17 protein-coding genes are annotated in these 25,866 nt (G+C 60.6%); 8 read left to right on the forward strand and 9 right to left on the reverse strand.

The window, feature by feature from the left end:
* Nucleotides 1-23: 23 nt before the first annotated feature.
* A complete protein-coding gene (locus tag EK16_RS11310) occupies nt 24-3,293 on the reverse strand; it encodes a DUF11 domain-containing protein (protein ID WP_051928820.1) in 3,270 nt (1,089 codons plus the stop codon).
* 308 nt (nt 3,294-3,601) lie between these two features.
* On the opposite strand from EK16_RS11310, the gene EK16_RS02735 reads away from it, so the two are divergent.
* Nucleotides 3,602-3,850 (forward strand): GDCCVxC domain-containing (seleno)protein, encoded by a 249-nt coding sequence (locus EK16_RS02735; protein ID WP_038034461.1) that lies wholly within the window; start codon nt 3,602-3,604, stop codon nt 3,848-3,850.
* A 17-nt stretch (nt 3,851-3,867) separates the two neighbouring features.
* Here EK16_RS02735 and glpX read toward each other — a convergent pair whose 3' ends face one another.
* The 7 genes from glpX to EK16_RS02770 all read right to left on the reverse strand — a co-directional run bounded on the left by glpX (nt 3,868) and on the right by EK16_RS02770 (nt 14,675).
* Nucleotides 3,868-4,842 carry a class II fructose-bisphosphatase gene (gene glpX / locus EK16_RS02740; protein ID WP_051928821.1) on the reverse strand — a complete coding sequence of 325 codons (975 nt, stop codon included), beginning with the start codon at nt 4,840-4,842 and terminating at the stop codon, nt 3,868-3,870.
* Between the two features lie 95 nt (nt 4,843-4,937).
* On the reverse strand, nt 4,938-6,275 hold the full coding sequence (locus EK16_RS02745; protein ID WP_038034464.1) for a homoserine dehydrogenase: 1,338 nt from the start codon (nt 6,273-6,275) through the stop codon (nt 4,938-4,940).
* Nucleotides 6,276-6,427: 152 nt separating this feature from the next.
* Nucleotides 6,428-7,663, reverse strand: coding sequence for an LL-diaminopimelate aminotransferase (locus tag EK16_RS02750; RefSeq protein ID WP_051928822.1), 1,236 nt, complete (start codon nt 7,661-7,663; stop codon nt 6,428-6,430).
* 238 nt (nt 7,664-7,901) lie between these two features.
* Nucleotides 7,902-9,092, reverse strand: a complete 1,191-nt coding sequence (locus tag EK16_RS02755; protein WP_231573577.1) for an ABC transporter ATP-binding protein — start codon at nt 9,090-9,092, stop codon at nt 7,902-7,904.
* Entirely contained in the window at nt 9,089-9,961 is an 873-nt protein-coding gene (locus EK16_RS02760) for an ABC transporter permease (RefSeq protein WP_051928835.1), read from the reverse strand. The genes EK16_RS02755 and EK16_RS02760 overlap by 4 nt, the downstream gene beginning before the upstream one ends.
* Before the next feature lie 14 nt (nt 9,962-9,975).
* On the reverse strand, nt 9,976-10,869 hold the full coding sequence (locus tag EK16_RS02765; protein ID WP_038034571.1) for an ABC transporter permease: 894 nt from the start codon (nt 10,867-10,869) through the stop codon (nt 9,976-9,978).
* 251 nt (nt 10,870-11,120) lie between these two features.
* Complete coding sequence (locus EK16_RS02770; RefSeq protein WP_197059584.1) at nt 11,121-14,675, reverse strand: YhdP family protein; 3,555 nt, start codon at nt 14,673-14,675, stop codon at nt 11,121-11,123.
* Nucleotides 14,676-14,935: 260 nt separating this feature from the next.
* On the opposite strand from EK16_RS02770, the gene EK16_RS02775 reads away from it, so the two are divergent.
* The gene (locus EK16_RS02775; RefSeq protein WP_038034468.1) at nt 14,936-15,406 is read left to right on the forward strand and encodes a peroxiredoxin; all 471 of its coding nucleotides are present in this window, start codon (nt 14,936-14,938) and stop codon (nt 15,404-15,406) included.
* 230 nt (nt 15,407-15,636) lie between these two features.
* Nucleotides 15,637-16,317, forward strand: a complete 681-nt coding sequence (locus EK16_RS11315) for a bactofilin family protein (RefSeq protein ID WP_051928823.1) — start codon at nt 15,637-15,639, stop codon at nt 16,315-16,317.
* Between the two features lie 187 nt (nt 16,318-16,504).
* Here EK16_RS11315 and EK16_RS02785 read toward each other — a convergent pair whose 3' ends face one another.
* Nucleotides 16,505-17,926, reverse strand: a complete 1,422-nt coding sequence (locus EK16_RS02785; protein ID WP_038034577.1) for a DegQ family serine endoprotease — start codon at nt 17,924-17,926, stop codon at nt 16,505-16,507.
* Between the two features lie 370 nt (nt 17,927-18,296).
* Here EK16_RS02785 and uvrA point away from each other — a divergent pair, with 370 nt between their 5' ends.
* The 5 genes from uvrA (at nt 18,297) to EK16_RS02805 (ending at nt 25,850) form a co-directional block, all read left to right on the forward strand.
* Nucleotides 18,297-21,188: an excinuclease ABC subunit UvrA gene (gene uvrA, locus EK16_RS02790; protein ID WP_038034470.1), complete on the forward strand. Its 2,892-nt coding sequence runs from the start codon at nt 18,297-18,299 to the stop codon at nt 21,186-21,188.
* Nucleotides 21,189-21,193: 5 nt separating this feature from the next.
* Entirely contained in the window at nt 21,194-21,799 is a 606-nt protein-coding gene (locus EK16_RS12135; RefSeq protein WP_156098447.1) for a hypothetical protein, read from the forward strand.
* A 23-nt stretch (nt 21,800-21,822) separates the two neighbouring features.
* Entirely contained in the window at nt 21,823-22,149 is a 327-nt protein-coding gene (locus EK16_RS02795; protein ID WP_231573578.1) for a hypothetical protein, read from the forward strand.
* A 375-nt stretch (nt 22,150-22,524) separates the two neighbouring features.
* A complete protein-coding gene (locus EK16_RS02800; protein ID WP_038034477.1) occupies nt 22,525-24,114 on the forward strand; it encodes a tetratricopeptide repeat protein in 1,590 nt (529 codons plus the stop codon).
* Nucleotides 24,111-25,850 carry a tetratricopeptide repeat protein gene (locus tag EK16_RS02805; RefSeq protein WP_038034478.1) on the forward strand — a complete coding sequence of 580 codons (1,740 nt, stop codon included), beginning with the start codon at nt 24,111-24,113 and terminating at the stop codon, nt 25,848-25,850. Before EK16_RS02800 ends, EK16_RS02805 begins: the two co-directional genes overlap by 4 nt.
* The last annotated feature ends 16 nt before the right edge of the window (nt 25,851-25,866 follow it).

The raw sequence follows: 25,866 nt of genomic DNA on the forward strand, positions 1-25,866 counted from the left end.
CCCCGAGTATTTTTCATCATTGTTTAATCGTTGTCCGGCCCCACCGGATAGTTCGGATGATGCGGTTCGGGCTGCGGATGATGCGGCGGCTCCGGTGTAACAAGCGGTATCTGCATGCAGCCATGTTTCACCGGAATGGTTCCCGGCGGACACTGCGGCCGACGCGGCTTGGGCGGCCTGTGGCGGATGGGAACGCAGCGTCCGTGAGAAAGCCGGGTTCCGCGCGGGCAATGGGGCTTGCGCGGCGGTTTCGGGCGCGTGCGCACCGGACGGGCACACCAGTAGGCCACGCCGTTGCGCCGCACCAGCCTGCCCCGCCAGCCGCGCGGAATGGCTTTGCGGCTTGCAAAACGCCGCTCGCCGCGCGCGCAGGAGGGCACCGGCCGCCGCGGCCCGGGCCGGGCGCACCAGAGCACCTGACCTCCGCGGCTCACCCTTCTCACCCGCCAGCCCGGCGGCACCGCCCGCCGTGAGGCAAAGGGGCGCTCGCCGCGTCCGCAGGCGATGGACGCAGGCCGCCGCGGCCCGGGCCGGGCGCACCACAGCGTGCGGCCCCGGCGCGTGCGCACCGGGCGCACCAGCCAGCCGGCCGGTGCATCAGCGCGGGTGCGATAGGCCTTCTCGCCCGGGGCACACCCCTGCCCCGTCGGTGGCTGCGGCGGCTGCGGAGCCGGCTGTGCACAGATGATCTGACGCGTGCCCGTGCCAATCCGCTGCACCCGCCAGCCCGGCGGCACCTGATTGATCGAGGGATAAAGCCACCAGCCGTTCGGACAGGTAATCGGCTTCACCGGCGGCGGTGGTGGCGGCGGAGGCGGCGGTGGCGCCTTGCGGCCACAGACGATCTGCCGCCCGTTGCGGGTGATCACCTGCCGCTGCCAGCCCGGAGGCGCAATCCAGCCCGGCGCCTGCCGCAACCAGCCGGGCGGGCATTGCGGCAGCACGATCGGCGGGCCGGCCTTGGGCGAGACCACCGGCGCACACGCCCGGTTGTTGCCGTTGATATCCGGATCAGCAGCATGCTCCGGCATGCCCAGCCGGGCGCAATTGCGCTGTCCTGCGGGCGCCCCCGCCGGCACGAAGATGGAAACCTCCACCCACGCCATGGCACCCGGGGCCAGGGTCGTTCCCGGTAGCAGGCAGTCCACCTGCCCGCCCGCTGTCGTGCAGGTCCAGGCGGGGCTGGAGGCACTGGCCACACCGATGAAGGTGCTGCCGGCCGGCAGGATGTCATTGACGTGCAGCGTACCGGTGAAGGCAGCGTTTCCGGCGTTGAGAACATCCAGCCAGTAATTGCACACAGCACCGCCGGGTGCGGGCACACAGGCCCGAAGCGTCTTGTGCATCTCCAGATCCGGCCCCGGCGGATAGGCCCAGCCGCAATCGTCATTGTTGCCGGCCGGATCGGCAGGCACGGTGATCGTGGCGCAGTTGCGCACGATCAGCCCGGGGAAGGCCGCCAGCCGGCGCACGGTGAGCAGCAGGGTCACGCTCGCGCCCGGCGCCAGGGAGACGGAGGCATTGCTGGCGCAGGAGATGGGCGTGCCCGTGCCGCCCGGCTGTCCGCAGCTCCAGCCGATGGACCCGCCGGGAGGCGGCACATACTGCACATTGGGTGGCACCGTATCGCTCAAGATGAGCGTTCCGGCAAAAGCGACGCCTGAGACGTTGGTGATGGCAATGCGGAAGGTGCACAGCAGATCGCCGGGATTGGCCGGATCGGGCGTGCACATGGTGTCATCTTTCTGGATGCGCAAATCCGGCGTCGTGGGCCACCATGGCGGCGGTGCCCATCCCGGCGGCGGCAGCCAGTCGATGATCACGTCCCATCCCGGCCAGCTCTCGGCGCGGTCATAGCGGCCGGCATCATCGGTGCACCAGCGATAGATTTCCACATCGCCAACCACCCCGGCCCGGCCGGGATCGCCGAACTGTCCATCATAGTCCACATAGAGCGCCGCCCAGGGCGGTTGATTGCGCGGCAGGGTCAGGCGCGAATCCATGCCCTGCAGGCCGTGCACCTCCAGCGCCCCGTCAATGGACAGCGTGGCGGCCAGCGCCGGATCGTTGCGCAGATCATCGCCGGTCATCCACAGCATGCCGCCGCAGGACAGGCCAATGCCGCCGGCGGCATTGCGGTTGTTCCCGGCAAAGCCCACGGCATATTCCTCCGCCGGCAGACGCCAGCCGCCGCGGCCATCAGGCCGATAGAGCAGAACGCGGGCATTGCCGCCCTGATGCAGACGGTTGAAGGCGGGATCGCCCAAAACAGCACCCCGCTGAGCGAGAATCATCTCACCCCGAGGCGTGAACAGAATGTCGGTCACCGGCTGCCCGCCCGGCACCTGTGCGATCTCAACCCGGGCGTCAGTGGCAAAATCACCGGTGTTGGTGATTCCCACCGACCAGATCTGCGGCCCGTCCTCAACGCTGTAATAGAGCCGGCCGTTGTAATAGGCCAGCGCCCAGATGCGCCGCCTCACATCGGTAAAGCCCCAGGTGGCGGGGTTGGCGGGGTCAAAGGTGGCCTGCGTGATGTCAGCGGTGACACCATCATCGGCCACGGCAGGCAGCCCGGCCACGGGCCGCCCGTTCTGGCCATGATCGTAACTGCCGAGGATATTGCCCGCGAGATCCACTCGCCAGATGAGGCCGCTGTCGAGATCGCTGGCATAGAGCTGATAGTGGGCGGGATCAAAGGCGACATCGCCAATCCCCGGCCCGGAATTGTTCAGGGTAAGCAGCGGCGTGGCCTGCCCGGTGCGGCCATCGATCTTCCAGATGGTGCCGGGCCCGCCGCCGGGGCCGAAAAGACCGTCCATGAAACGGGCCTGTGCCTGCCCCGCGGTGAGAACATCCGGCTGGCCATCGCCATTGGCGTCAGGGCCGACAATGGGCAGTCCATAGAGAGACGTGGCGCCGGCATAGATATTGGGCGGGTCGGCATTGTCCAAAGTCAGGCCGAAAACCTGACCAATGGCCGATGCCGGAACGGACAAGCGAACCGGCGGTGTGATCACCTGCCCGCGCGGCAAAGGCAATCCGTTGAGATTGAAAATCCGCAGCGAGGCCCCGTTCACGTCGATGTAGGCAGCCCCGTTCTGCACCACCGAGCCGGAAAAGCCGCTGACAACGGCATCACCGGAAAAGATCACCGGCCCCGCTGTCTGGGCCTGTGCCCGGCCCTCAAAGCCCCGCACAAGAGCCACAGTCACAAAGAGGAGAAACAGAAAAACAGCCGTGGCTTTATCAACTTGCCGCAGTCCTGACGGGGGCAAAAGCGACATGGACATGACCACCTCCTGATCCCTTGGTGGCCGACATACAAGCCCCCGGAATTGCATGCCGTTTCACGATGGGAACCGAATCCGGGAAAGGGATCGGTTTGTAAGCATTCCATCACAACACATGACCAGGAGTTTTGATGTGAATCACATCGCAATCCGCTTTACGACCAATGGATGATGCCGAGTATCCCCAAGCCGGACGTGCACCGAGGCGAAATGAGTGCTCAAGAAAAGGTGCATGGCTTGCCTGGGCCATTCATGCGAAACTGAGGCTCATGAAGAGTTTGTCATGAGTTTCAGGAAGGAATCAGGCCATGCCGGCAGAATTCACGCCCGTTCTTCACTCCACCATCACCTGCCCGCATTGTGGCCACAAGAAAACCGAGACAATGCCCACGGACGCCTGTCAGTGGTTCTATGAATGCACAGGCTGCGGCGTTCTTCTGAAACCGAAGGAGGGAGACTGCTGCGTCTTCTGTTCCTATGGCGATGTCCCCTGCCCGCCCGTTCAGGAAGCGCGCAAGAAAGGCAATGACGAAAACGCCAGCTGTTGCGGAAGCTAAGCGCCGTAAAGCAAGGACTATAAAACGGTGTTGCACAGCTCGCCGTTGTCATCGATGCGGCGCCGGGCGCGCGACCAGCGAACCGTCCGTGTTTTTGCCCGCATGGAGACGGAATGGGTGGAGATATAACCGGGGCGCACGCGCACGCCACGCAGCAGTGAGCCGTCGGTGATGCCGGTGGCGGCGAAAATGACGTCTCCGCGCACCATGTCCTTCAGCGTGAGCTTGGCATCGGGATGATCAATGCCCGCCGCCTCGATCGCGCGGGCATCCTCCCGGGAGCGCACGACAAAACGCGCCTGCATCTGCCCGCCGATGCAGGCAAGCGCCGCCGCGGCCAGAACCCCTTCCGGCGCGCCGCCCGATCCCATGTAGATGTCAATGCCGGTCTCTTCCGGATCGGTCACGTGAATGATGCCGGCAATGTCACCGTCAGAAATCAGCCGGATCGCCGCGCCTGCCTCGCGCACCTCATCGATGAGGCGCATGTGCCGCGGCCGGTCAAGAATGCAGACGGTGATCTCGGAAACCGGCACGCCCTTGGCCTCGGCCAGCCGCTTGAGGTTCTCCGCCGGTGGCAGATCAAGATCCACGAGATCCTCCGGATAGTCGCCGCCGATGGCGATCTTGTCCATGTAACAGCGCGGCGCCTTTAATAGTGTGCCCCGCTCCGCCACCGCCGCCACAGAGAGGGCATCGGCCAGATCCTTCACCGCCAGGGTCGCTCCTTCCAGGGGCGCGGCGGCGATATCCACCGGCATGCCGCCCTGCCCCAGCTTCTCGCCCAGCCACAGATGCGACACCGCGTTGCGGTCGCCCTCGCCGACCACGACCTCGCCGTCAATGTCCAGCCTGTTGAGGGCATCGTGCATGGCCTCAACCGCCGCCTTCATCGCCGCGCGTTCATCACCACGGCCCCGGTGTTTGGCCACGGCAATGGCGGTGGCTTCCGTCACGCGGGCGATCTCGATGGTCAGGGTGCGATTGAGCATCTTCTGCTGGGCTCCCTAGCTTTAAGGTCGTATCCTTTCAGATTTCCCTTGCCAGCTGCCTTTGCATGCGGCATGCGAACGCCGCGCCCTGCTTGCTAGAGGCGCTCGATGCGAATCATGCGCGGTTTACCGGCGCATAAGCCTTCCTTCTCGATGCGCTCCATGGCGGTGCGCATGGCCTGTTCGGTCGTGTCATGGGTGATGAGAATGAAGGGCGCGGTCTCCCGCGTCTCGCCTTTCGCTTCTCCGGCCCCGGGCATGAAGCGGGCAATGCCCGGGCCCTTCTGCACGATGCTCTCGATGGAAATTTTGGCATCGGCGAACACGCGCGCGATCTTGGCCATCTCGCCCGGGCGGTCATAAAGCTCCATGGCCACGTAATAGCCGCCCTCATGCGCCCGCATGCGCGCTCGCTTCAGGGGTGTGAGCTGTTCGGCCGGGATACCAAGCGGCGGCAGCACGATGCCACGGGCGATATCCACAATATCGGACACCACGGCCGAAGCGGTCGGATGCGCCCCCGCGCCACGGCCGGAGAGCATCACGTCATCCACGAAATCGCCCCGCACCTCCACCGCGTTGAACACGCCGGAAATCTCGGCGATGGGCGAGCCGATGGGCACCAGCGTGGGATGTACCCGCTGTTCGATGCCCTCGCCGGTATCCACGGTAATGCCAAGCAGCTTGATGCGATAGCCAAGCTCGCGGGCATAGCGGATGTCGGCCAGGGTGACATGCTCGATGCCTTCCACGTAGACGTCGGCGAAGGAAATCTCCGTGCCGAAGGCGAGCGAAGTGAGAATGGCCAGCTTGTGCGCGGCATCGAAGCCGCCGATGTCGAAGGTGGGATCGGCCTCGGCATAGCCCAGTTCCTGGGCTTCCTTCAGCACATCGGCGAAATCCCGCTCCTCCTCCTCCATCTTGGTGAGGATGTAATTGCAGGTGCCGTTGAGAATGCCGAAAACACGGCGCACGCGGTTGCCGGACAAAGCCTCGCGCAGGGTCTTGACGATGGGGATGCCGCCGGCCACCGCCGCCTCGAAGTTCAGGGCCACGCCCTTTTCCTCGGCAAGGCGGGCCAAGGCGGTGCCGTGATGGGCAAGCAGGGCCTTGTTGGCCGTGACCACATGCCGGCCGTTGGCAAGCGCCACCTCCACCGCCGCCTTGGCCGGGCCGTCCTCGCCGCCGATGAGTTCGACGAGCACGTCAATCTCGGCGCTGCGCGCCATCTCCACCGGGTCGTCATACCAGGCAAAGCGTGAAAGATCGTGATCACCGCGCGGCTTGTGCCGCGACCGCGCCGAGACGGCCACCACCTCGATGCGCCGCCCGGCCCGCTGCGCCAGAAGATCCTGATGCGCCCGCAGAAGATCGAGCACACCAACGCCGACCGTGCCCAGCCCGGCAAGCCCCAGTTTCAATGTTTCGCTCATGCCCCGCTCCACCCCTCGCTCTTCATCCGCGCGAGATTTTCGCCACTCTCAAACGCCGCTTCGCCGCTTTCAAAAACAAACGCCCGTGTTCTGACGTTAAGACGATTCAGCGCCCTGTGAGCGCTTCTAGACCGATCATGGCCGCTTGTCGATCAGCCGGCGGCCTGTGGCGTTGTCTCCTGCCGGGCCTTATGCCCGTCCTTGCGATAGCGATCAAGAAAACGCCGGATGTTGCGCGCTGCCTGACGGATGCGCTGCTCGTTTTCCACAAGGGCGATGCGCACATAGCCCTCGCCGTCCTCGCCAAATCCCACGCCGGGCGAGACGGCCACCTCCGCCTCTTCCAGCAGCAGCTTGGCAAAGGCCAGCGAGCCCATGTCCTTGAACGGCTCCGGCAGCGGGGCCCAGGCGAACATGGTGGCCGGTGGCGGCGGGATCTCCCAGCCGGCGCGGCCGAAGCTCTCCACCAGAACATCCCGGCGCCTGCGATAGATGCGCCGCGTTTCCTCCACACAGTCCTGCGGGCCGTTCAGCGCCGCGGTCGCCGCCACCTGTATGGGCGTGAAGGCGCCATAGTCCAGATAACTCTTCACCCGCGCCAGTGCCGCGATCAGCCGTTCGTTGCCCACGGCAAAGCCGATGCGCCAGCCGGGCATGGAATAGGTCTTGGACAGGGAGGTGAATTCCACCGTCACGTCCATCGCCCCCGGCACCTGCAAAACGGAAGGGGGCGGCTCGTCGGTGAAATAGATCTCGGCATAGGCAAGATCGGACAGCACGATGAGATCATGCGCGCGGGCGAAACGGATCACCTCCGCATAAAAGTCGAGATCGGCCACATAAGCCGTGGGATTGGACGGATAGTTGAGCACCACCGCCAGCGGCTTGGGCACGGAATGATTCACCGCCCGGTAAAGCGCGCGCAGGAAAGCCTCGCCCGGTTCGGCCGGCACCTGGCGGATGGTGCCGCCAGCGATGAGAAAGCCGAAGGCATGGATGGGATAGGTGGGATTGGGAGCGAGAATGACATCGCCCGGCGCGGTAATCGCCTGCGCCATGTTGGCGAAGCCCTCCTTGGATCCCAGCGTGGCCACCACCTGCGTTTCCGGGTCCAGCTTCACGCCAAAGCGGCGTTCGTAATAGGCGGCCTGGGCCCGGCGCAGCCCCTTGATCCCGCGGGAAGCCGAATAGCGGTTGGTGCGCGGCTTGCCGACGGTCTCGATGAGCTTCTGGTTGATGTGTTCCGGCGTGGGCAGGTCCGGGTTGCCCATGCCGAGATCGATGATGTCCGCCCCGTTCGCGCGGGCGCGGGCTTTCAGCGTGTTGACCTGTTCGAAGACATAGGGCGGCAGGCGCTTGATGCGGTAGAATTCTTCCCTGTTCGGCATGGTCCCGTTCACATCAAGGATCTGGTGGCGCTGGCGCAATCGGCGCGCAAGCAAGCCTCACATGTCCGTTTCATCACGGCCCGTGTGCGCAACAGCGCACGGATTCGCTCATACCTTCCGGCATATCTAACACTCTTGTCTGACACCGCGAAAGGCCAAAAAGCGTACAAGGCCTTTTCGGATCAGCCCGGCGTGCCCGCGCAAGCCCTTGGCTCGGTAATATCCGGAAACGCTCTTTTTAAGACGTGAGAACAATCATGGCAGAAGCCGGCCAGGACAGGACGACCGCATCGCCAATGTCGAAGGCTTCCACCGTTTCCTTCGCCGCGTTCTGAAAGACCACAGAGATGCGCCGAACTTCGCCCGACTGTGGCAGCGTGGCCTCCACGATCATGTGCGAGATGCCGCCATAATAGGCCCATTCCGCAATCCGCCCGGTTAAGCGCACATCGGCCTTATCCTGTCCGCCGAAGAGATCGGAATCGGCATCGGCATGATCCCCGGCGCGGGAGATCCTGATTTTTTCCGGCCGGATCGCTAGGGTCAGCGCGTCTCCCAAGGCCAGATCCGCAGCCTTTCGTTCCGTCACCAGACAGCGCACCGGTAGGCTAAGCGGGCCGACCCCGGGCAGAACGACGCGAAGCCCTTCTTCATCCACCTCTTCAAGAATTGAATCGAAGAAATTGATTTTTCCAATGAATTCCGCAACGAACCTGTTGCGGGGCCGTTCATAGAGCCCTTCCGGCTCGTCCAGCTGTTCGATGCGCCCGTTGCGCATGACCGCGATACGATCGGCCATGGACAAGGCCTCGTCCTGATCATGAGTGACCAGCACGAAAGTCAGCCCCAGCCGCATCTGCAATGCCGAGAGCTCCAGCCGCATCTCCTCGCGCAGGCGCGCATCCAGGGCCGAAAGCGGCTCATCCAGCAGCAGCACGCGCGGGCGCTTCACCAGGGCCCGTGCCAGGGCCACCCGCTGGCGCTGACCGCCGGAAAGGGCATCGGGGCGCCTGTCTTCAAGCCCCTCAAGACGCACAAGCGCCAGCGCCTCCCGGACCCGTTCGGCAATGACCGCGCGGGCCAGCCCTTCCAGGCGCAGGCCATAGGCCACGTTTTCCGCCACCGTCATGTGCGGAAACAGGGCATAGGACTGAAAGACCATGTTCACCGGGCGATGGTTGGGAGCGGTTGTGGTCATGTCCGCCCCGTCGATGAAGATGCGGCCGGCATCGGGCCGCTCCAGGCCGGCGATGATGCGCAACAGGGTGGTCTTGCCGCATCCTGACGGGCCAAGCAGGGCGAAGAACTCGCCTTCCCGGATGTCGAGATCGATGCCGTCCACTGCCGTGACCCGGCCGAAGCGCCGGCGGATGCCGCGCAGCGAGACCACGGCACGCGGCGCATCTTCTCTTGCGGATGCGTGCATCATCCCTGCCCTCCTCCCTGCGCTGCCATTTCCGCCCGCGCGGTTTCCTCCGGCCGTTGCAGGCGGGTGGCGATGAGCGTGGCCACGACCGTGAGCAGAATGAGAATGGTGGACGCGGCGTTGACCTTGGGCGTGACCGAAAAACGCACCATGGAATAGATCTTCACCGGCAGTGTCACCGTCTCCGGCCCCGAGGTGAAAAAGGTGACGACGAAATCATCCAGCGACAGGGTGAAGGCCAAAAGCGCGCCGGCTATCAGCGCCGGTTTGAGAAAGGGCAGGAGAATGTCCATGAGAATGCGCCATTCACTGGCGCCGAGATCACGCGCGGCTTCCTCCCATTCCCGGTTGAAATGGGCAAGGCGCGCCCGCACCACCACCGCCACGAACGGAAAGGAAAAGGCCACATGCGCGGCGATGATGTTCGACAGGGAGAGCGGCCAGGGCAGATGCGAAGGCCAGCCGATGGAGGCGAAGAAAACCATCATCGCCACCCCCATGCAGATGTCCGGCACCACCAGGGGCAAGGCCATGGCGCCTTCAAAAGCCCCCTTGCCGGGAAAACGGAAGCGCCAGAGCATCAGGGCGGCAAGCGCGCCGATGATCAGCGAAAGAAACGTGGAGATGACGGCGATGGTCAGGGAATTGATCAGCGCCTCCAGCAGGGCCGGATCGTTGAAGGCCTGTTCGTAATATTTCGTGGTAAACCCGCGCCAGACCACATTGCGCCGCGAATTGTTGAAGGAAAAGACCATCATCACCACGATTGGCGCATGCAGGACCAGGATGGTGAGCGCCACCAGCCCCTTGAGCCAGACGGCCCGCCCGGGCGCGAGCACGGGCCCGCCTCCCTTGTCCCTGCGGCGTTTCATCAGGAGCACTCCCTTCATCGCGCGCCCTCCCCTTTTGCGGCACGGCGGACCAGAAGGGGGCGCACCGCCAGAATGGCGAAGGTGGCATACATCAGCAGAAAGGAAAGCGCGGCGCCAAAGGGCCAGTCATTGGCTTTCTTGAACTGGGCGGCGATGACATTGCCGATCATGTAGGCGTTGGGCCCGCCCAAAAGCTCCGGAATGAGAAAGGAGCCAAGGGCCGGAATGAACACCAGCAAGACGGCGGAAGCGATGCCGGAACGGGTCAGCGGCAGGGTGATGGTGAGAAAGGTGTGAAACCTCGAGGCGCCAAGGTCTGCCGCCGCTTCCAGCAGGCTCCTGTCAAGCCGCTCGATGGCCGCATACATGGGCAGCACGGCAAAGGGCAGAAAGACGTAGACAATGCCGAAGATCACCGCGAATTCATTGTAAAGCATCGGCAGCGGCTGAAAGGGACCGAAGAGCGCATCAAGGCGCAAAAGCCCATAGAGCCATTCGAGCGTGAAGTTGACATAACCCCGGGTGCGAAAGACGGCGATGAGGGCATAGGTGCGGATCAGCATGTTGATCCAGAACGGCAGCATGATGGCCAGCAAAAGCCAGGTGCGCACCTTAGGCGGGGAAAAGGCGATGACATAGGCCACCGGATAGCCGATGACGATGCAGAGAAGGGTGACGATGAGCGAGATGCGCACCGTCTTGAACAGAATGCCGAGATAGACGGGATCAAAGGCGCGCAGATAATTTTCCAGCGTGCCGGTGATGGCAATGTCCACGATGCCGCGCTTTTCACCAAAGCTCATCAGCCAGACGAAGCCGAGCGGCACCAGAAAGAAAACGATCAGCCAAAATATGCCCGGCAGGCCCATCGCCCAGAAGACCAGCGGATGCCGCCGCCAGCTTTCCATGGGCATCCCCTCCCCTCTCCAGCATTTTCCCGCAACCAGGCAAGAAGATCCGTCCCAGCCCGATTACGGCCATGACCCCACATGGTGTCGCGCAAGACACAACAAACAGGGCGCCACCGCCCGGATCTTCAAGGCCGGCAGGCCCGTGATGTAGCACACGCACGAAAAAGGAAAAGATGGCTTGCACCTCTGATCACGCCAGCCATGAAATTCGTATCCTTCAGGAGTCAGGCTGGAGGACACCTGCGGCGTCATTTTCCTGCTGCGGGCCTGCGCCGGGGCGTGGTTCGGCGCTTGGGCGTGCCGTCGGGATTCACGTTGTGCCCGCCGATCTGGAAAAATTCGCGAAAGATGCCCGGCGCGATGGCCGAGACCGGATTGACCACGAAGCGCGGCCGTTTCATGGTGCCGCGCAAGGCAAAGGTCAGGCCGAAAACGCCCTTGCCGCCCCCGCCGGTGAGGATGTCGCCGATGATCGGTACCTTGCCGATGGCGGCATTGACGGCATAGGCCGGGATGATGGTGCCGCCGATGTCCATGGCGAGATCGCGCTTGCGGATCAGGCCGTTGGCCGTGGCGCCCAGCTCCTTGCCCTTGATCAGCGCATTGCCGATGCGCACGAAGTTCTCATCCGTGGAAAACGGCAGGATCAGCTTCTTGAAACGCATGCCGCGCCGGGGGCCGCGCCGTTTGCCCTTGCGGGTGATATTGGCAAGCCGCGCCTCGTTGCGCACCTCGAAACGCCGAATGACGAGCAGACCGCGCTGCACAGAGCCATTGGGCTTGAGCAGGGCGGTAAAGTCCATCTCACCGCCGGCGATGCGCGAATATAGCCCGGAGGCGCGCAGCACCGCGCCGGCATCCCGCGCCAGAATGCGCAGGCGGCGCAGGCCATTGGCCGCCGGCGTCAGATCAAGGCTGACCGGCTGACCGGAAGACAGCTGCCCCTTCAGGTTCATGCGCGCCACATGCCCGCCGCGGATGTCAATGGTGCCGCGCACATCGGTGATCATCTCGCCGCGCTCCGCCACGATGCGCGCGATGTTCACCTGAATGCGCACATCATCAAGCCCGCTTAATGCATCCTCCTTGCCGGCAGCAGCCTGGGCCGCGCCGCGTTCGGAAAGATAGCGGCGGATCAGTGGTCGGGCATCAAAGATCTGACCGGCCGCTCCCACTTCCAGCCGTGAGCCGCGCATGGACAGGCCAATGGCGAGCCTGTGCAGGGTATCGAGCTCAAGGCGCGGAAAGGTCGCCTCGATCAGTCCGCCATTCTCCTTGAGATCCAGCCGGCCCGTAACCTTGAATCCCCCGGGCCCGGCAATGTCGATGTCCCGGATGAGGATGCGCCCCTTGCGCGTGAAGACAACGCGCAGGCGCGCACTCGTCCCTTTCATGGCCGGCCGCGACCAGTCGATAAAGCCCAGACGCAACGCCACTTTGGAAAGATCCGCCTTCACCCGTGCCTCGGTGAGCCTGCCGCCTTTCTCATCGGCATCGAGATTGATGGTGATCGGCCCGCTGATCCATGGCGAGAAATCCGCGCCCAGCTTCCTTCGGTCGCGATCATTCAAGCGCATGCGCACGCGCAGACGGCTTGTATCTTCCGTCAAACGCCGCTGCCAGGACAGATCGGCGGGCATGCCATCCAGCTTCACCTTGCCTGATGCCTTCAGCACATCATCGGCATAGGCGAGATCAAGGGTGCCGCCGGTGATCCTGAAACCGCTCGGCAAACCGCTCAGCCGGGCATTCTCTATGCGCGCCTCGGCGGAAATGCGGATCTGTTCCGGCTTCATCGCCCGCGACAAGGGCATGCGGAAATGAATGCGCACATCTGCGCGGCCATTGACCTGCGTCTTGCCAAAGCCGGTGCTGCTCGGCAGCTTCAGGGGCGGCAGATCAAGAAGCTCCACGAACGAACGCGCCCCGCCGCGCACACTGACGTCGATCCGCGATGGTGAGACCTTGCGCGCCAGATCGCGCGTTTTCATCACCCCGCGCACCAGCGTGAGACGCGCGCCGGAAGGCAGCCGGCTATGTCCCTTGTCCAGAACGAGCGTGAAGTGATTGCCGGTCATGTTCACGCTGCCGGCGGCATTCTTCACCGGCGGCAAGCCTTCCAGATAGTCGAAGGAGACATCCTGCACCGAAAAGGCGATCCTGGCCATGGCGTCCGGAACCGGTTCGTCCCGCTCGATCGCCGCGCGGATCACCCGCCCGGGCATGGCCAGCTGAAACGTCCCCTGCGGGATGATGCCCGTTTTCAGATGTTCGCGGATCCAGGCCCGGGCACCGGGCGAGACGATGGGCGGCCAGAGTTTTTTCACAACGCGTGCGGTGATGTCTCCGCCGCGCCCGCCAATATAGACGCCGATACCCTCCTTCTCGCCAACGAAACGGCCCTGCATGCGAATCCAGCTTTTGCCTGAGCGCAGCAGGAAATCCTCCACCTCCACCGCCGCCACATCGAGGCGGAACTGCCCGCGAAAGGCGATCTGATCGATGATGATCTCGCCCTTTCTCTGCGGCGCCTTGACGTTGCCGCGGCCGATATCGAAGCGCACGCCGATGCGTTTCAACCGCCCCTCCGGTGAGAAAACGGGCGTCATGCGCCCCTGCATCTCCATGGGTGTGCCATTGACGGATAGAAAGGAGGGATGAATGACAAAAGTCCCGTCCTTCGGATCATAGTCTATGCGCACCAGCCCTTCCTGCACCTTCGCCGGCCGCGCAATGTAGCCCGGGAAATAGACCGTGCCCTGCCCCACAGAGAGTTCCGCCGTTGCCTGCTGCAAGCCCTCCTTGCGCGTAAAATGCATTTCCATGTGGCCGGATACCGGCACCTTCATCTGCGCAAGCTGGGAGACGGCAAAGACATTGCTGGCCACATCGGCGATGACCACATCGAAAATGCGCATGCTCACCTGAATGCTGTGATCCTCGCGCAGGAAACGCGCGGTGAATTCAGTGCGCCAGGTCTTGCCGCCACTGGAGAGCCCTGCCTCGGCATAGAGCACGAAACCATAAGGCACACGCCTGAGCTGCAGATCCGCCTTGGGCGTGAACATCAGGATGTCGGCGATTTCGTCATAATAGGAAATGGAGGCGCGGCGGATATTCAGCCCCTCCAGCGAGGATAATGCCGCCCTGTTATCGCCTTGCCCGAACAGTTCCCGCTCGATGAAATCGAAGACATCCTGCAGGCCGGTCAGCTGACTGAGTTCCTCGCCAATGCCCACTTCCCCGGAGGGCCGGCGAGAGACATCCCTTTCCGGCGCCGGATTCCTTTTCGCCTCTTTGAAGCCGGCATCTCCGGGCTGTTTACCTGGGGCGACGTCTCCCCGGCGATCCTGCTTGTCCTGTTCAGCCGTTTGGGAACCGCTGCGAAAGCCCACCTCAAACCGCCCGTCCTGACGGCGGCGGATCACGATGCGCGGCCCGATGAGGTCGATGCGCCTGATCGCCACCCGGCCTTTCATGAGCGCGGCACCATCGATGCCCACCGCGCCCTTGGGCGCCTGCACCAGCACACGCCCGTCCGCCCCCCGGATCTTCACATCACGCATGTGCAGGATGGGCATGCCCCTTTCCTCGTCACGCTCCAGCACGATGTCCGAGGTGGAAAGGGAAAGCCCCGTGGCCGCCATGGCCTCGTTGGCCATGCGTTCGACCCGGTCCTTCAGGAACGATAGCGAGATCGGCCCCTGTTCGAGCCGCCACCACAGCCCGCCAATGGCAACGGCAAGGCCGGCGAGGATCACAAGCCCCGCGATCAGTACGATCCTGCCTATGCGTCTGCTCAAGGCCCTTGCCGCTCCGGGTGCTGCCAAACCGAAATGCCGAAATGTCGTGAAGACGAAAGGCGCATCTTTGCGTAGCCGAAAGGCGGCGCGCCGTGAAAGCCGCATGCCTGTGGCGTCCGCCCCATGTGAACCAGCACGCTTCGTCTCCCCTATAGCGGAATCATCTGGGCCAGATTGTGATGAGCTCTTGCGTCTTTGCAAGCGCTTCGGCACATAAGGCTATCGACACACCACAGGCGTCTTCAGTTGGGAGACCTGTCATGAGCACACCGGATGTGGGCGATCCCGCCCCTGATTTCGAGCTGGAGACCGATACCGAAGGCACGATCCGCCTGTCCGACTTTCGCGGCAAGAAGGTGGTCGTCTATTTCTACCCCAAGGACAACACGTCCGGCTGCACGCAGGAGGCGAAGGATTTTTCCGAGAAAATTGCCGAATTCGAGAAGGCCGATACCGTCATCATCGGCATCTCGCCCGACAGCGTGCGCAAGCATGCCAATTTCCGCGCCAAGCATGACCTGAAGGTGATCCTCGCCGCCGATCCGGAGCGCAAGGCCATAGAGGCCTATGACGTGTGGAAGGAAAAATCCATGTACGGGCGGAAATACATGGGCGTGGAGCGCTCCACTTTCCTCATCGACCGCGACGGGCGCATCGCCCGTGTCTGGCGCAAGGTCAGGGTCAAGGGCCATGCGGATGAAGTGCTGAAAGCGGCGCAGGAACTGCCCTGACAGGTGCCGTTTACGGAACCGATGGCCGAAGCCCTTCTCGGACAATGAAAATTTGACCGGGCTGTTTACCATGTTCGGTCATTTTTTCACAATTCTTGCCCTCTATGGTTTAATAAACGGGTAACCATCAGGGGCAGGCATGCGTGCTTCTATCCGTGCAGATATGCACTAGGGTCCTACACCTGTCGGGGACGCATGACCGGGACACAAGCCTGTAAAAGAGGCAGGGCATGATTTTCGGAAAGGACAGGAAAGCGCCGGAGCAGCCCGCGCAACAACAGCAGGAGACCGCCACGCAGCAACCCGCTGCCGAGATGCAGGAACAGACCACGCAGGCATCCAGCGGCCCTTCGGTGCTCACCGCGGAATCGGTGCTGGAAGGCAATCTCGCCACCAGTGGCGAGCTGCACATCGACGGCACGGTCCATGGCTCGGTGCAGGCGGCGGTGGTCATCGTCGGCACCAACGGGGCGGTGCATGGCAACGTCGTCGGCGAGGAGGTTTTCATCCGCGGCCGTGTCATCGGCCCCATCTGCGGTGTCAATGTCGTGCTCGTTTCCGGCAGCCATGTCGAGGGCGACATCATCAACCAGACCATCGCCATCGAATCCGGCGCCTACGTGGACGGCAAGATCCGCCGCAGCGAGGACCCGCTCGGTGAATGGCAGCGCATGTGGTATGGCGAGGAAACGGAGCAGCAGCCCGCCTATGGCGCCGATGCCGGCATGATGGGCATGCCAGAAGGTGAGATGTCTCCGGATGCGGCCTATGCCTACCCCAATCCCTACGATCAGCAGGCAACATCCGAGGCCGCTCCGGCCCAGCCCTACCCGGCCGAACAGGCCTTCCCCGGCGAACAGACGCAGCCAGCTCCCTCACCTGAAGAAGACGAGGGCAAGAAGGACGGTTGATCGCCTGGGTCTGACGCATGCGTAGCCCACGCAGCCCATTCCGCATGCGTCCCATGTCTGACATCAGGGCGTGGACTCATAAAAGTCAGCGAGATGCAGCGAAAATGTCGGCCTTAAAGGGCTGGCGCGTCGGATTTTATGAGGACACGCCCTACCCTGCCCGTCTTCGTTCCGCGTCTGGGATAACTCAGCGCAAGAGTTTCAGAATGTCGCCGCCGCGGTTCACCGCCACCTCGTGAATGACGCGGACGCGGTCAAGCAAGGCGGTGAAATCCTTAACACTGTGCACGCGCACATTGTTCACTTCCAGAATGACATCACCGCGCCGAAAACCGGCCCGCGCCGCCGGGCCGCCCAGCACCTTCGTGACCACAACCCCGCCCTTGCGCCAGACACGGGTGGGCAGATCAAGCTCCGCCGCCACCGCCGGCGAGATGTTGGCCACCTTCAGCCCGGCGAACAGATTGCGCCCGCGGATCAGGGTCTCCTCCCGCGGCGGCACTTCAGGCGGGGCGATGCGATCGATGGTCATGTTCAGGCGCCGCTCCCCGCGCCGCACCGTCAGCCTGGCCGTGGTGCCCACGGGCTTCGCCGCAAAGCGATAGCCGAATTCGCGCACATCGCCGATGGGCTTGCCATCCACGGCGATGATGACATCGCCCGGCTTCAGCCCCGCTTTCTTCATGGGCGAAAGCGGATGAAACGACACCACCAGCGCCCCGGCCGGCCGTTTCATGCCCAGCGATTCCGCTATATCCGGCGTCACCTCCTGCAGATAGACCCCGGCCCAGGGCCGCACGATGCGCCCGCCTTCCCGCACGCTGAGCAGCATGGTCTTCACCAGATTGGAGGGAATGGCAAAGCCGATGCCATTGGAGCCGCCGGAGCGCGAAAAGATCATGGTGTTGATGCCGACCAGCTCGCCTTTCATGTTGACAAGCGCACCGCCGGAATTGCCGGGATTGATGGCTGCATCGGTCTGAATGAACAGCTGCGTGCCGTTGCGGCCGATGCCGGTGCGTGCGGTGGCCGAAACGATGCCCTGAGTCACCGTCTGCCCGATGCCGAAGGGATTGCCGATGGCCAGCACGATATCGCCCACCTCCAGCTTATCGGAATCGCCGATGGGAATGGTGGGCAGCTTCTCCTTGGTCTCCACCTTGAGGATGGCCAGATCCATGCGCGGATCGCGCGCGACGATGCGGGCATGAAACTCGCGCCGGTCGGAAAGCACGACACGAATGTCATCCGCCTTGTCGATCACGTGGTTGTTGGTGACGATATAGCCGTCCGGCGTGACAATCACGCCCGAACCCAGCGAATTGCGCACCCGCTCCACCGGACGGCCGAAGGTCAGCCCGCCGCCGAAAAGGTCGCGAAAGAAGGGATCGTCGAACAGAAGCGGCACCCGCCGCCGCACCCGCACCACCTGCCGCGCATAGATGTTGACCACCGCCGGCATTGCCTTCTTGGCCACCGGCGCAAAGGAAAGGGTGATCTCCTGCTTCGTCTGCGGCACCTTGTTCTTAAGGCCCAAAAAGGCCTGAGCCGGTGCATAAGGCAGGGCAAGCAGAACAAGAGCGAAAAGCAGGGACAGCAGCCACCGCACCCGGCGCCACGCATGCGGGTCTGCCCGATATTCAGCACGTTTCGAGAAAGAGGCCGCCCTGGCCTTGCGCAGCATCCGACACGACACAAGGTCGCTGTTTTTCTCGTCATCCCGGCGAAAGCCGCAAGCTTCTGCCGCAAACGCATGCGTCAATGGCCTGAGATACCGGCTTTCACCGGCATGACGGTCTATGTGCTTTGTAGCGGGCCTGCGGACGGTGTTCCGTTCAGAAACGGGCATTGGGGATGTGTCCTTCATCCTTGCGGCCGGGATCATGCGCACGTCAACCTCGCAGCGATCTTGTTCATGGTGTTCATCATTCCCATATCCCCCTTTGCCCCGCCGCGCGCACTGGTCTATCACACCCGGCATGAGCGACAAAGACTTCGATCCGCGCAAGAGCATCATCATCCGCGGCGCCCGCGAGCACAATCTCAAGAATGTCTCGCTGACGCTGCCCAAGCAGAGTCTCATTGTCTTCACCGGCCTGTCCGGCTCGGGCAAGAGCTCGCTGGCCTTCGACACCATCTATGCCGAAGGCCAGCGCCGCTATGTGGAGAGTCTTTCGGCCTATGCCCGTCAGTTTCTGGAGATGATGGGCAAGCCGGATGTGGATTCCATCGAAGGCCTTTCTCCGGCCATTTCCATCGAGCAGAAGACGACGAGCCGCAATCCCCGCTCCACCGTCGGCACCGTCACTGAAATTTACGACTACATGCGCCTGCTGTGGGCGCGGGTGGGCGTGCCGCATTCGCCGGTCACCGGCCTGCCGATCGAGAGTCAGACGGTCAGCCAGATGGTGGACCGCATCATGGCCCTGCCCGAGGGCACGCGGCTGTATCTGCTGGCGCCCGTGGTGCGCGGCCGCAAGGGCGAATACCGCAAGCTCTTCGCCCAGCTCCTCAAGGAGGGCTATCAGCGCGTGAAGGTGGACGGCGCCTTTCATCACCTCGAGGAACCGCCGGAGCTGGACAAGAACCGCAAGCACGACATCGAGGTGGTGGTGGATCGCATCGTCGTCCGCCCCGGGCTTGAGCAGCGCCTCGCCGATTCGCTGGAAACGGCATTGAGGCTGGCCGATGGCATCGCCATTGTCGAATTCGCTGATGAAAAGGATGAAGACGGAAAGCCTAAGCGCCTCATCTTCTCGGAAAAGTTCGCCTGCCCCGTCTCCGGTTTCACCATTCCGGAGATCGAGCCGCGGCTGTTTTCCTTCAACAGTCCGCAGGGGGCCTGTCCGGAATGCGACGGCCTGGGCACGCGGCTCACTTTCGAGCCGGAGCTTGTCGTGCCCGATGAAACCTTAAGCTTGCGCGAGGGGGCCATCGCTCCCTGGCATCGCACCGGGGCCGGCTCGCCCTACTATGAACAGGCGCTTTCGGCCATCTGCCGCCATTTCGGCGTGTCCATGGACACCCCGTGGAAGGATTTGCCGCAGGCGGTGAAGGACGTCATCCTCTATGGCTCCGGGGAAGAGGCGATCACCTTCGTCTATGACGATGGCGTGCGCAAGTTCCGCACCACCCGCCCCTTCGAGGGCGTGATCCGCAACATCGAACGCCGCTGGCGCGAAACGGAAAGCGACTGGGTGCGCGAGGAGCTCTCCCGCTATCAGTCCGATCACCCCTGCCCTGCCTGTCAGGGCTATCGCCTCAAGCCCGAGGCGCTGGCGGTGAAGGTGGCCGGCAGGCACATCGGCGAGGTTTCCGCCCTCTCCATCGCCGCCGCCCATGAGTGGTTCGCCACCGTTGAGGATACCCTAAGCCCGGCCAAGCGTGAAATTGCCGCGCGCATCCTCAAGGAAATCCGCGAGCGCCTGCGGTTTTTGCGCGATGTCGGGCTGGACTATCTGACCCTGGACCGCAAATCCGGTACGCTCTCCGGCGGCGAAAGCCAGCGCATCCGCCTGGCCAGCCAGATCGGATCGGGCCTGACCGGCGTGCTCTATGTGCTGGATGAACCGAGCATCGGCCTGCATCAGCGCGACAACGACCGGCTTCTGGCCACCCTCACCCGCCTGCGCGATCTCGGCAACACCGTCATCGTGGTGGAGCATGACGAGGATGCCATCCGCAGCGCCGATCATGTGGTGGACATCGGCCCGGGTGCTGGCGTGCATGGCGGCGAGATCGTGGCTCAGGGCACGCCACAGGAGATCATGGCCGCGCCCGAATCCCTGACCGGCCAGTATCTCTCCGGGCGTCTGTCCATCCCGGTGCCGAAGCGGCGCCGGCCGGTGAACCGCCAGCGCATGCTCCGGCTCATCGGCGCGCGCGGCAACAACCTGAAAAACGTCACCGCCGAATTCCCCCTCGGCCTGTTCATCTGCGTCACCGGCGTGTCCGGCTCCGGCAAGTCGACACTGACGGTGGACACCCTCTATGCCGCCGCCGCCCGGCAGCTGATGAAGGCGCGGCTTACACCTGCGCCCTTCGAGCGGCTGGAGGGGCTTGAGCATCTCGACAAGATCATTGACATCGACCAGTCGCCCATCGGGCGCACGCCGCGTTCCAATCCCGCCACCTATACCGGCGCCTTCGCCCCCATTCGCGACTGGTATGCCTCCCTGCCCGAAGCCAAGGCGCGCGGCTACAAGCCCGGGCGCTTCTCCTTCAACGTCAAGGGCGGGCGCTGCGAGGCCTGCAAGGGCGACGGGCTGATCAAGATCGAGATGCATTTCCTGCCCGATGTCTACGTGACCTGCGAGCAATGCGGCGGCAAGCGCTATAACCGCGAGACGCTGGAGATCACCTGGAAGGGCAAGACCATCGCCGATGTGTTGGACATGACCGTTTCCGAGGCGCTGGAGTTCTTCTCCGCCGTGCCCGCGGTGCGCAACAAGCTGGAGATGCTGCAGCGCGTCGGCCTCGGTTACGTCAAGGTGGGCCAGCCGGCCACGACGCTCTCCGGCGGCGAGGCCCAGCGTGTGAAACTGGCCAAGGAGCTAAGCCGCCGCGCCACGGGCCGCACGCTCTACATCCTCGATGAGCCGACCACGGGGCTTCATTTTCACGACGTGGCCAAGCTTCTGGATGTGCTGCACGAGCTGTTGGATCAGGGCAACACGGTGGTGGTCATCGAGCACAACCTGGATGTGATCAAGACGGCCGACTGGATCATCGACCTCGGCCCCGAAGGCGGCAACAAGGGCGGCGAAATCGTGGTGGCCGGCACCCCGGAGGAGGTCGCCGCCCACGAGGGCAGCTGGACCGGCAAATACCTGGCGCCGATGCTGAGGCGGAGGAAGGAGGAGGCGGAGTGAGGACGATGCCTGATGATGCATTTTATCTATACGAACTACCAGAAAGAACAGAATGCCTTGATAAACATTTTTCTTTAATAGGAAGAGTGATATTTTTTGCAGCACAAATAGAAGATAAATTGCGCCAGATTGCAAGAATTATTGCATTAAACAATATTACATCCGATATGAACGCGAAAAATATAAACGATTTAATCAACAAGGCTTTTCTTAAGGCAACTGACCATATTTATAAAAAACCTAGCAAAAATATCGTTAAATTAATGACAAAAAAAATTGGCAAAGCGTTTGAAAAGCGAGGTATTGATGCAGACGCAATAAAATACCTCAATGAAGATTTAAAAGACATTTTATTTAATGGCATAAATGCAAGAAATAAAATTATACATGAATATATTCACATTGCAACCAAATACGACTTTTTTCAAGAATCTGATATTCCAGAAATGCATTCAAAAGTCCTTATAGGTATATTATGTGAAGATATTGATAAAATTATTGTGGCGAACTACGCATTATCATCTATTTTGGCTTCTGCTGGAAAATCAGCTACTCTAGATTTAGATTCGTATAAAGCTAATGTAAAAAAATGGATATGTGAGCTTGAATAATTTTCCATCTCCCCAAATGGATCTTGGCCTGTTACGGAACTTTTCAGACCAATTTTTGTGAGAAGATACATCCCCATCCCATAAGAGGATTTCAGGAGGCGCAAGACATGAATGCAGAACCTCAAACCCGCTGCATCACAAAGCTCGTGCGCGAGGGTGACCTGGCAGCGGATGTGGACGTGCTGGTTGTTGATCGTGATGATCTTTTTGAAGAAGGACCCTATTTGCCGTCTGAGGAGGCGAAAAAGCTCGACGCTGTCCGCCGCGCCCTGCGCAACGGCGATATTCGCGCGGCATCCCGCCTTGCCAGACGCGTGTATGCCTTAAAACCGGTTGATGCCGAAGAATAAACAGCCACCATTGGAAGGATATTGTATATCCTTTCGGAACAATTCTGCGGTTTTTCAACCCCGCCCAGAGTACAGATGGCGGGGTAATATCCCCTGCCGAAACGTTCCGGAACGGGATAAAATCCCGTTTCGGCTTTTTTTGCCATAAGGCACTAATCAGGCCACGGGCCAATGCCACCGTGTTTCAAAACTGGCTTGATTGTGGCCCTGAAACGCCCTACCCGCGCATTTCAAACCATTGCCCACGTTTTCATTCAGCAGACCAGGCATCTTATTGAAATATGCGCGAATTCATTTACAATCGCTACCAGTGAGTGTAGCATGCGTTTGCATTAATTACATCTCAATAGAAAAAACGCGTGAGGCGCAGCGCATATGCTCTTCAAAGCAAGCATGATGAAGTGCACCAAGATGATTTTTGCCGGAGCACGCCTTTCGGCGATTATTTCCCTGCTTTTCACAATGATTCCACTTGCTTTTGGGTATCAGGCAAGAGAAGGGTATATAAAAGAAACCATTTCTGCTCCTTCCACCAAAGAGAAAGAAGATCAATATATCCGTTCCATTGCAAATATCACACCGGGCAGCAAGATTTTATCCAAATATTCCTCCAAAGAACACTACCGGGCACTATTTCAACGCATGTTAGAAATTAAACCTGCACCATCCGAAATTGAGGCAGCACGGAAAGCCGTGGCCAGATATCGGCATCTGGCAAAAAGTAAACCGCAACAATACCTACCCGCCCTGGCCAAGAGTCTTGATAACTTGGCCAATGTTCTCTTTGCAAATATGCAAGACGATGAGGCATTGAAAGTCGATCAGGAAGCCATAGCAGTATATCGTGTTCTGGCACAAAGAAATCCCAAAAAATTTGAGTTCATCCTTGTCGTTCGATTGCATGACAAGGCCGTTCGATGGGATTTCGCACAAAGGAAATTTGAATCGATCAAATTTCTTAAAGAATCGGTGGATGTTTTGCGTAAAATGGCTCGGAGCGATATGGAAGTCTATCAATCCGCGCTTGGTATTCTTCTCTCGCGTCTTTCTTCCTATCTTTCCGAGGCCGAACTGTATGACAAGGCCATCCAGGCCGCAAAGGAAGCAGTGAATATTAAGCGCGCTTTGGCGCAAGGCAAACCGATATATTTAAAAGAATTGGCTGAGGATTTGGACAAGCTTGCCAATATTTACTCTAAAGTACATAAGCCAGATGAGGCGATTAAGGCCTTTCGAGAGGCCGTAAATGTCTATCGTTTAATACTTCCGCAAAACAAAGAAAAATATCTATCAAATATAGCTCAAGACCTGAAAAAGATCGCCCACCATTTATTTGATTTGAAGTGTAACCGGGAAGCCTTGAAAGTAGCGCGCGAATTGGTTTGGGTCTGCCAGGAATCAATCAAGCTAAAATCAAGAACAAATGTAATTTTAATACTTTCTGGCATAAAAGATTTAACAAAGCGTATGAAAGAAGCCGGTATGAAGCAAGAGGCAAGTGAATTTGAAAAACTGATTAAAGAAATTGAACAAAACAAACTCCCTCCACCTGCCCCTTTCGATCATGGTGAGGAGCTGCTCCTTAAAGCCATCTTTGAATACGAGGCCAAAAAATATTCACAAGCAAGCAAGACGGCGCAAGAGGCAATTTCAATATTTCGGAATTTTGCGCCGCACGATATCCTGGCAGCCTCCTTGCTCGTGCAGGCACGGATCGTATTGGGAAGTGCCCAATTGGCTTTAAACAAGCCGGAAAAGGCGGTGCACGTTTTTGCACGAGGATTGCGGGAGGTTTTTCAGCCTTTGTGGACAATGCCAAAAAGTACCGTCCCTCTCGCCCAGGAGCTTCTGGATGGTTACCTGAAAGCCTGCCGCCAGATCGGACAACCGCCGAACAAGGATCTGATCGCCCCCATCCAAGCGATCTTGGAAAAATATCCCTCATCGCAAGAGAAGAAACCATGACATGGCCCAAAGCGGGAACTTGCAGGAGGTTGTCACTCCTGGCTCTTGTTCTCTTCATGCTCGGTAGCTTCTCTCTTGCCCATGAAGAGGCCACAGGACGTAATGCCTTGGAGGTGACGGGATCGAAGTCTTTTTCCCGGCCAATGGCCGTGCCCGTCAAAACCGATGCCCATCGCGGCAGCTTGGCGGCGCACACCACCGGCAAAGGCGCCCCATCAACCCCCGTAATGCGTAACATTGACATGATCGTACTTTGCGGAAGCGTTCAGAAAACGCCGGAAGCCGCAAGCGAGGCAGTCTTGAAAGATCGGCGGCGAGCCGAAAAATCCGGTGAAGAGATGCATCTTGCAAAATTGGCCATGAGTTTGCGGGAGCTCTCTTGCACCCTGTTCCAGAGGGGGCAGAAAGATGAAGCCTTGCGGGCCGAACGTGAATCTCTGGTCATTGTTCGCAAACTGGCCAAGCAAAACCCGGAATTTTTTCAGACACTCCTCGCAGACAAACTCATTGACTATTCTAAAATCCTGCACGCACTTGGACGGACGCAAGAGGCAATTGCCCCCTTGCAGGAAGCCGTCGATATCCAACGCACATTGGCTAAACAGTCACCGGCGTTCTCTCTGAACAAGCTGCTGAGCAGTTTGCGCACACTGGCGGATTACCTGCTCGAAGCCGGAGACAAGCAAGCAGCGCTCATGCCCGCGCGCGAGATTGTGGATATCCACCGCAAGCTGGCTAAACGCAATCCCAATCTCAACCTGCCCTATTTGGCGCGAAGTCTGGAGAAGTTCGCCCGGCGTTTGGAGAAAGCGGGCCACCCTCAGGAGGGAATTGAAGCCTTGCAAGAGGCCGTATCGATTTATCGCCAGCTGGCCAAACGTTTTCCCGAAAAATATCTCTCAGAAGCGGCGCGTGTTCTTGGGGACATGGCCTATAGTCTGGAAGACATGGGACGCATGAAAGAGGCCCTGAAAGCCGCGCGCGAAGCAGTTGCCCTTCGTCGCAGGCTTGCCGATAATCTTGCATCACCACTTTCCAAGACAAATCAATCCGAACTCGCTGACAGTCTTGACCAGATGGCCGATCTTCTGTTCGCGATGGGGCGCGCAGAAGAGGCGCTGAAGGTGGATTATGAGGCGGTATCCATTTACCGAGGATTCACCCGTCAGGACCCGATTATCGGCTCTTCGCAGCTGGCCACAAGACTCCAATTTCTCGCTGATCGTCTTTTCAAATTGGGAAAAACGGAGGAAGCGATCACGACCTTGCGGGAAGCAGAGGCTCTTCACCGCAAATTGATGCGGTTTCCTGACCTCGCCGACATTGAAACCGCCAACTTGTCTGAAATGCTGCACAAATTGGCCCGTTATCTTGCGAAAATGAAGCGGTGGCCCGAGGCCTTGCAGGCGGCCCAGGAAGCCGTGGCTCATTGTCGCAGGGTCGTCGCGCAAATGCCCGATGCAGGTTTCGCTTTGGCAAAGGCGCTGAACACCTTGGGGGATGTTTATATGGGATTGAAGCAACCCCGAAAGGCGGTTCGCGCTTATGCAGAGGGGTTGCAGATACTCTTGCAGCCCCTGGAGGAATTGCCAGAGCCCCGTGCGCCTTTTGCTGCAAGGCTCATTCTTCATTATGAAAAGGCATGCAAAGAAGCAAAAGAAAAGCCAGATGAGAAATTGATTACACCTCTTCGTCACATAATAGAAAAAATAAAAAACTCAAAGATGCAGAAATGATTTTTTTTAAGTTTTT

This window comes from Thermopetrobacter sp. TC1, from assembly GCF_000746275.1.
Lineage (GTDB): Bacteria > Pseudomonadota > Alphaproteobacteria > Rhizobiales > Aestuariivirgaceae > Thermopetrobacter.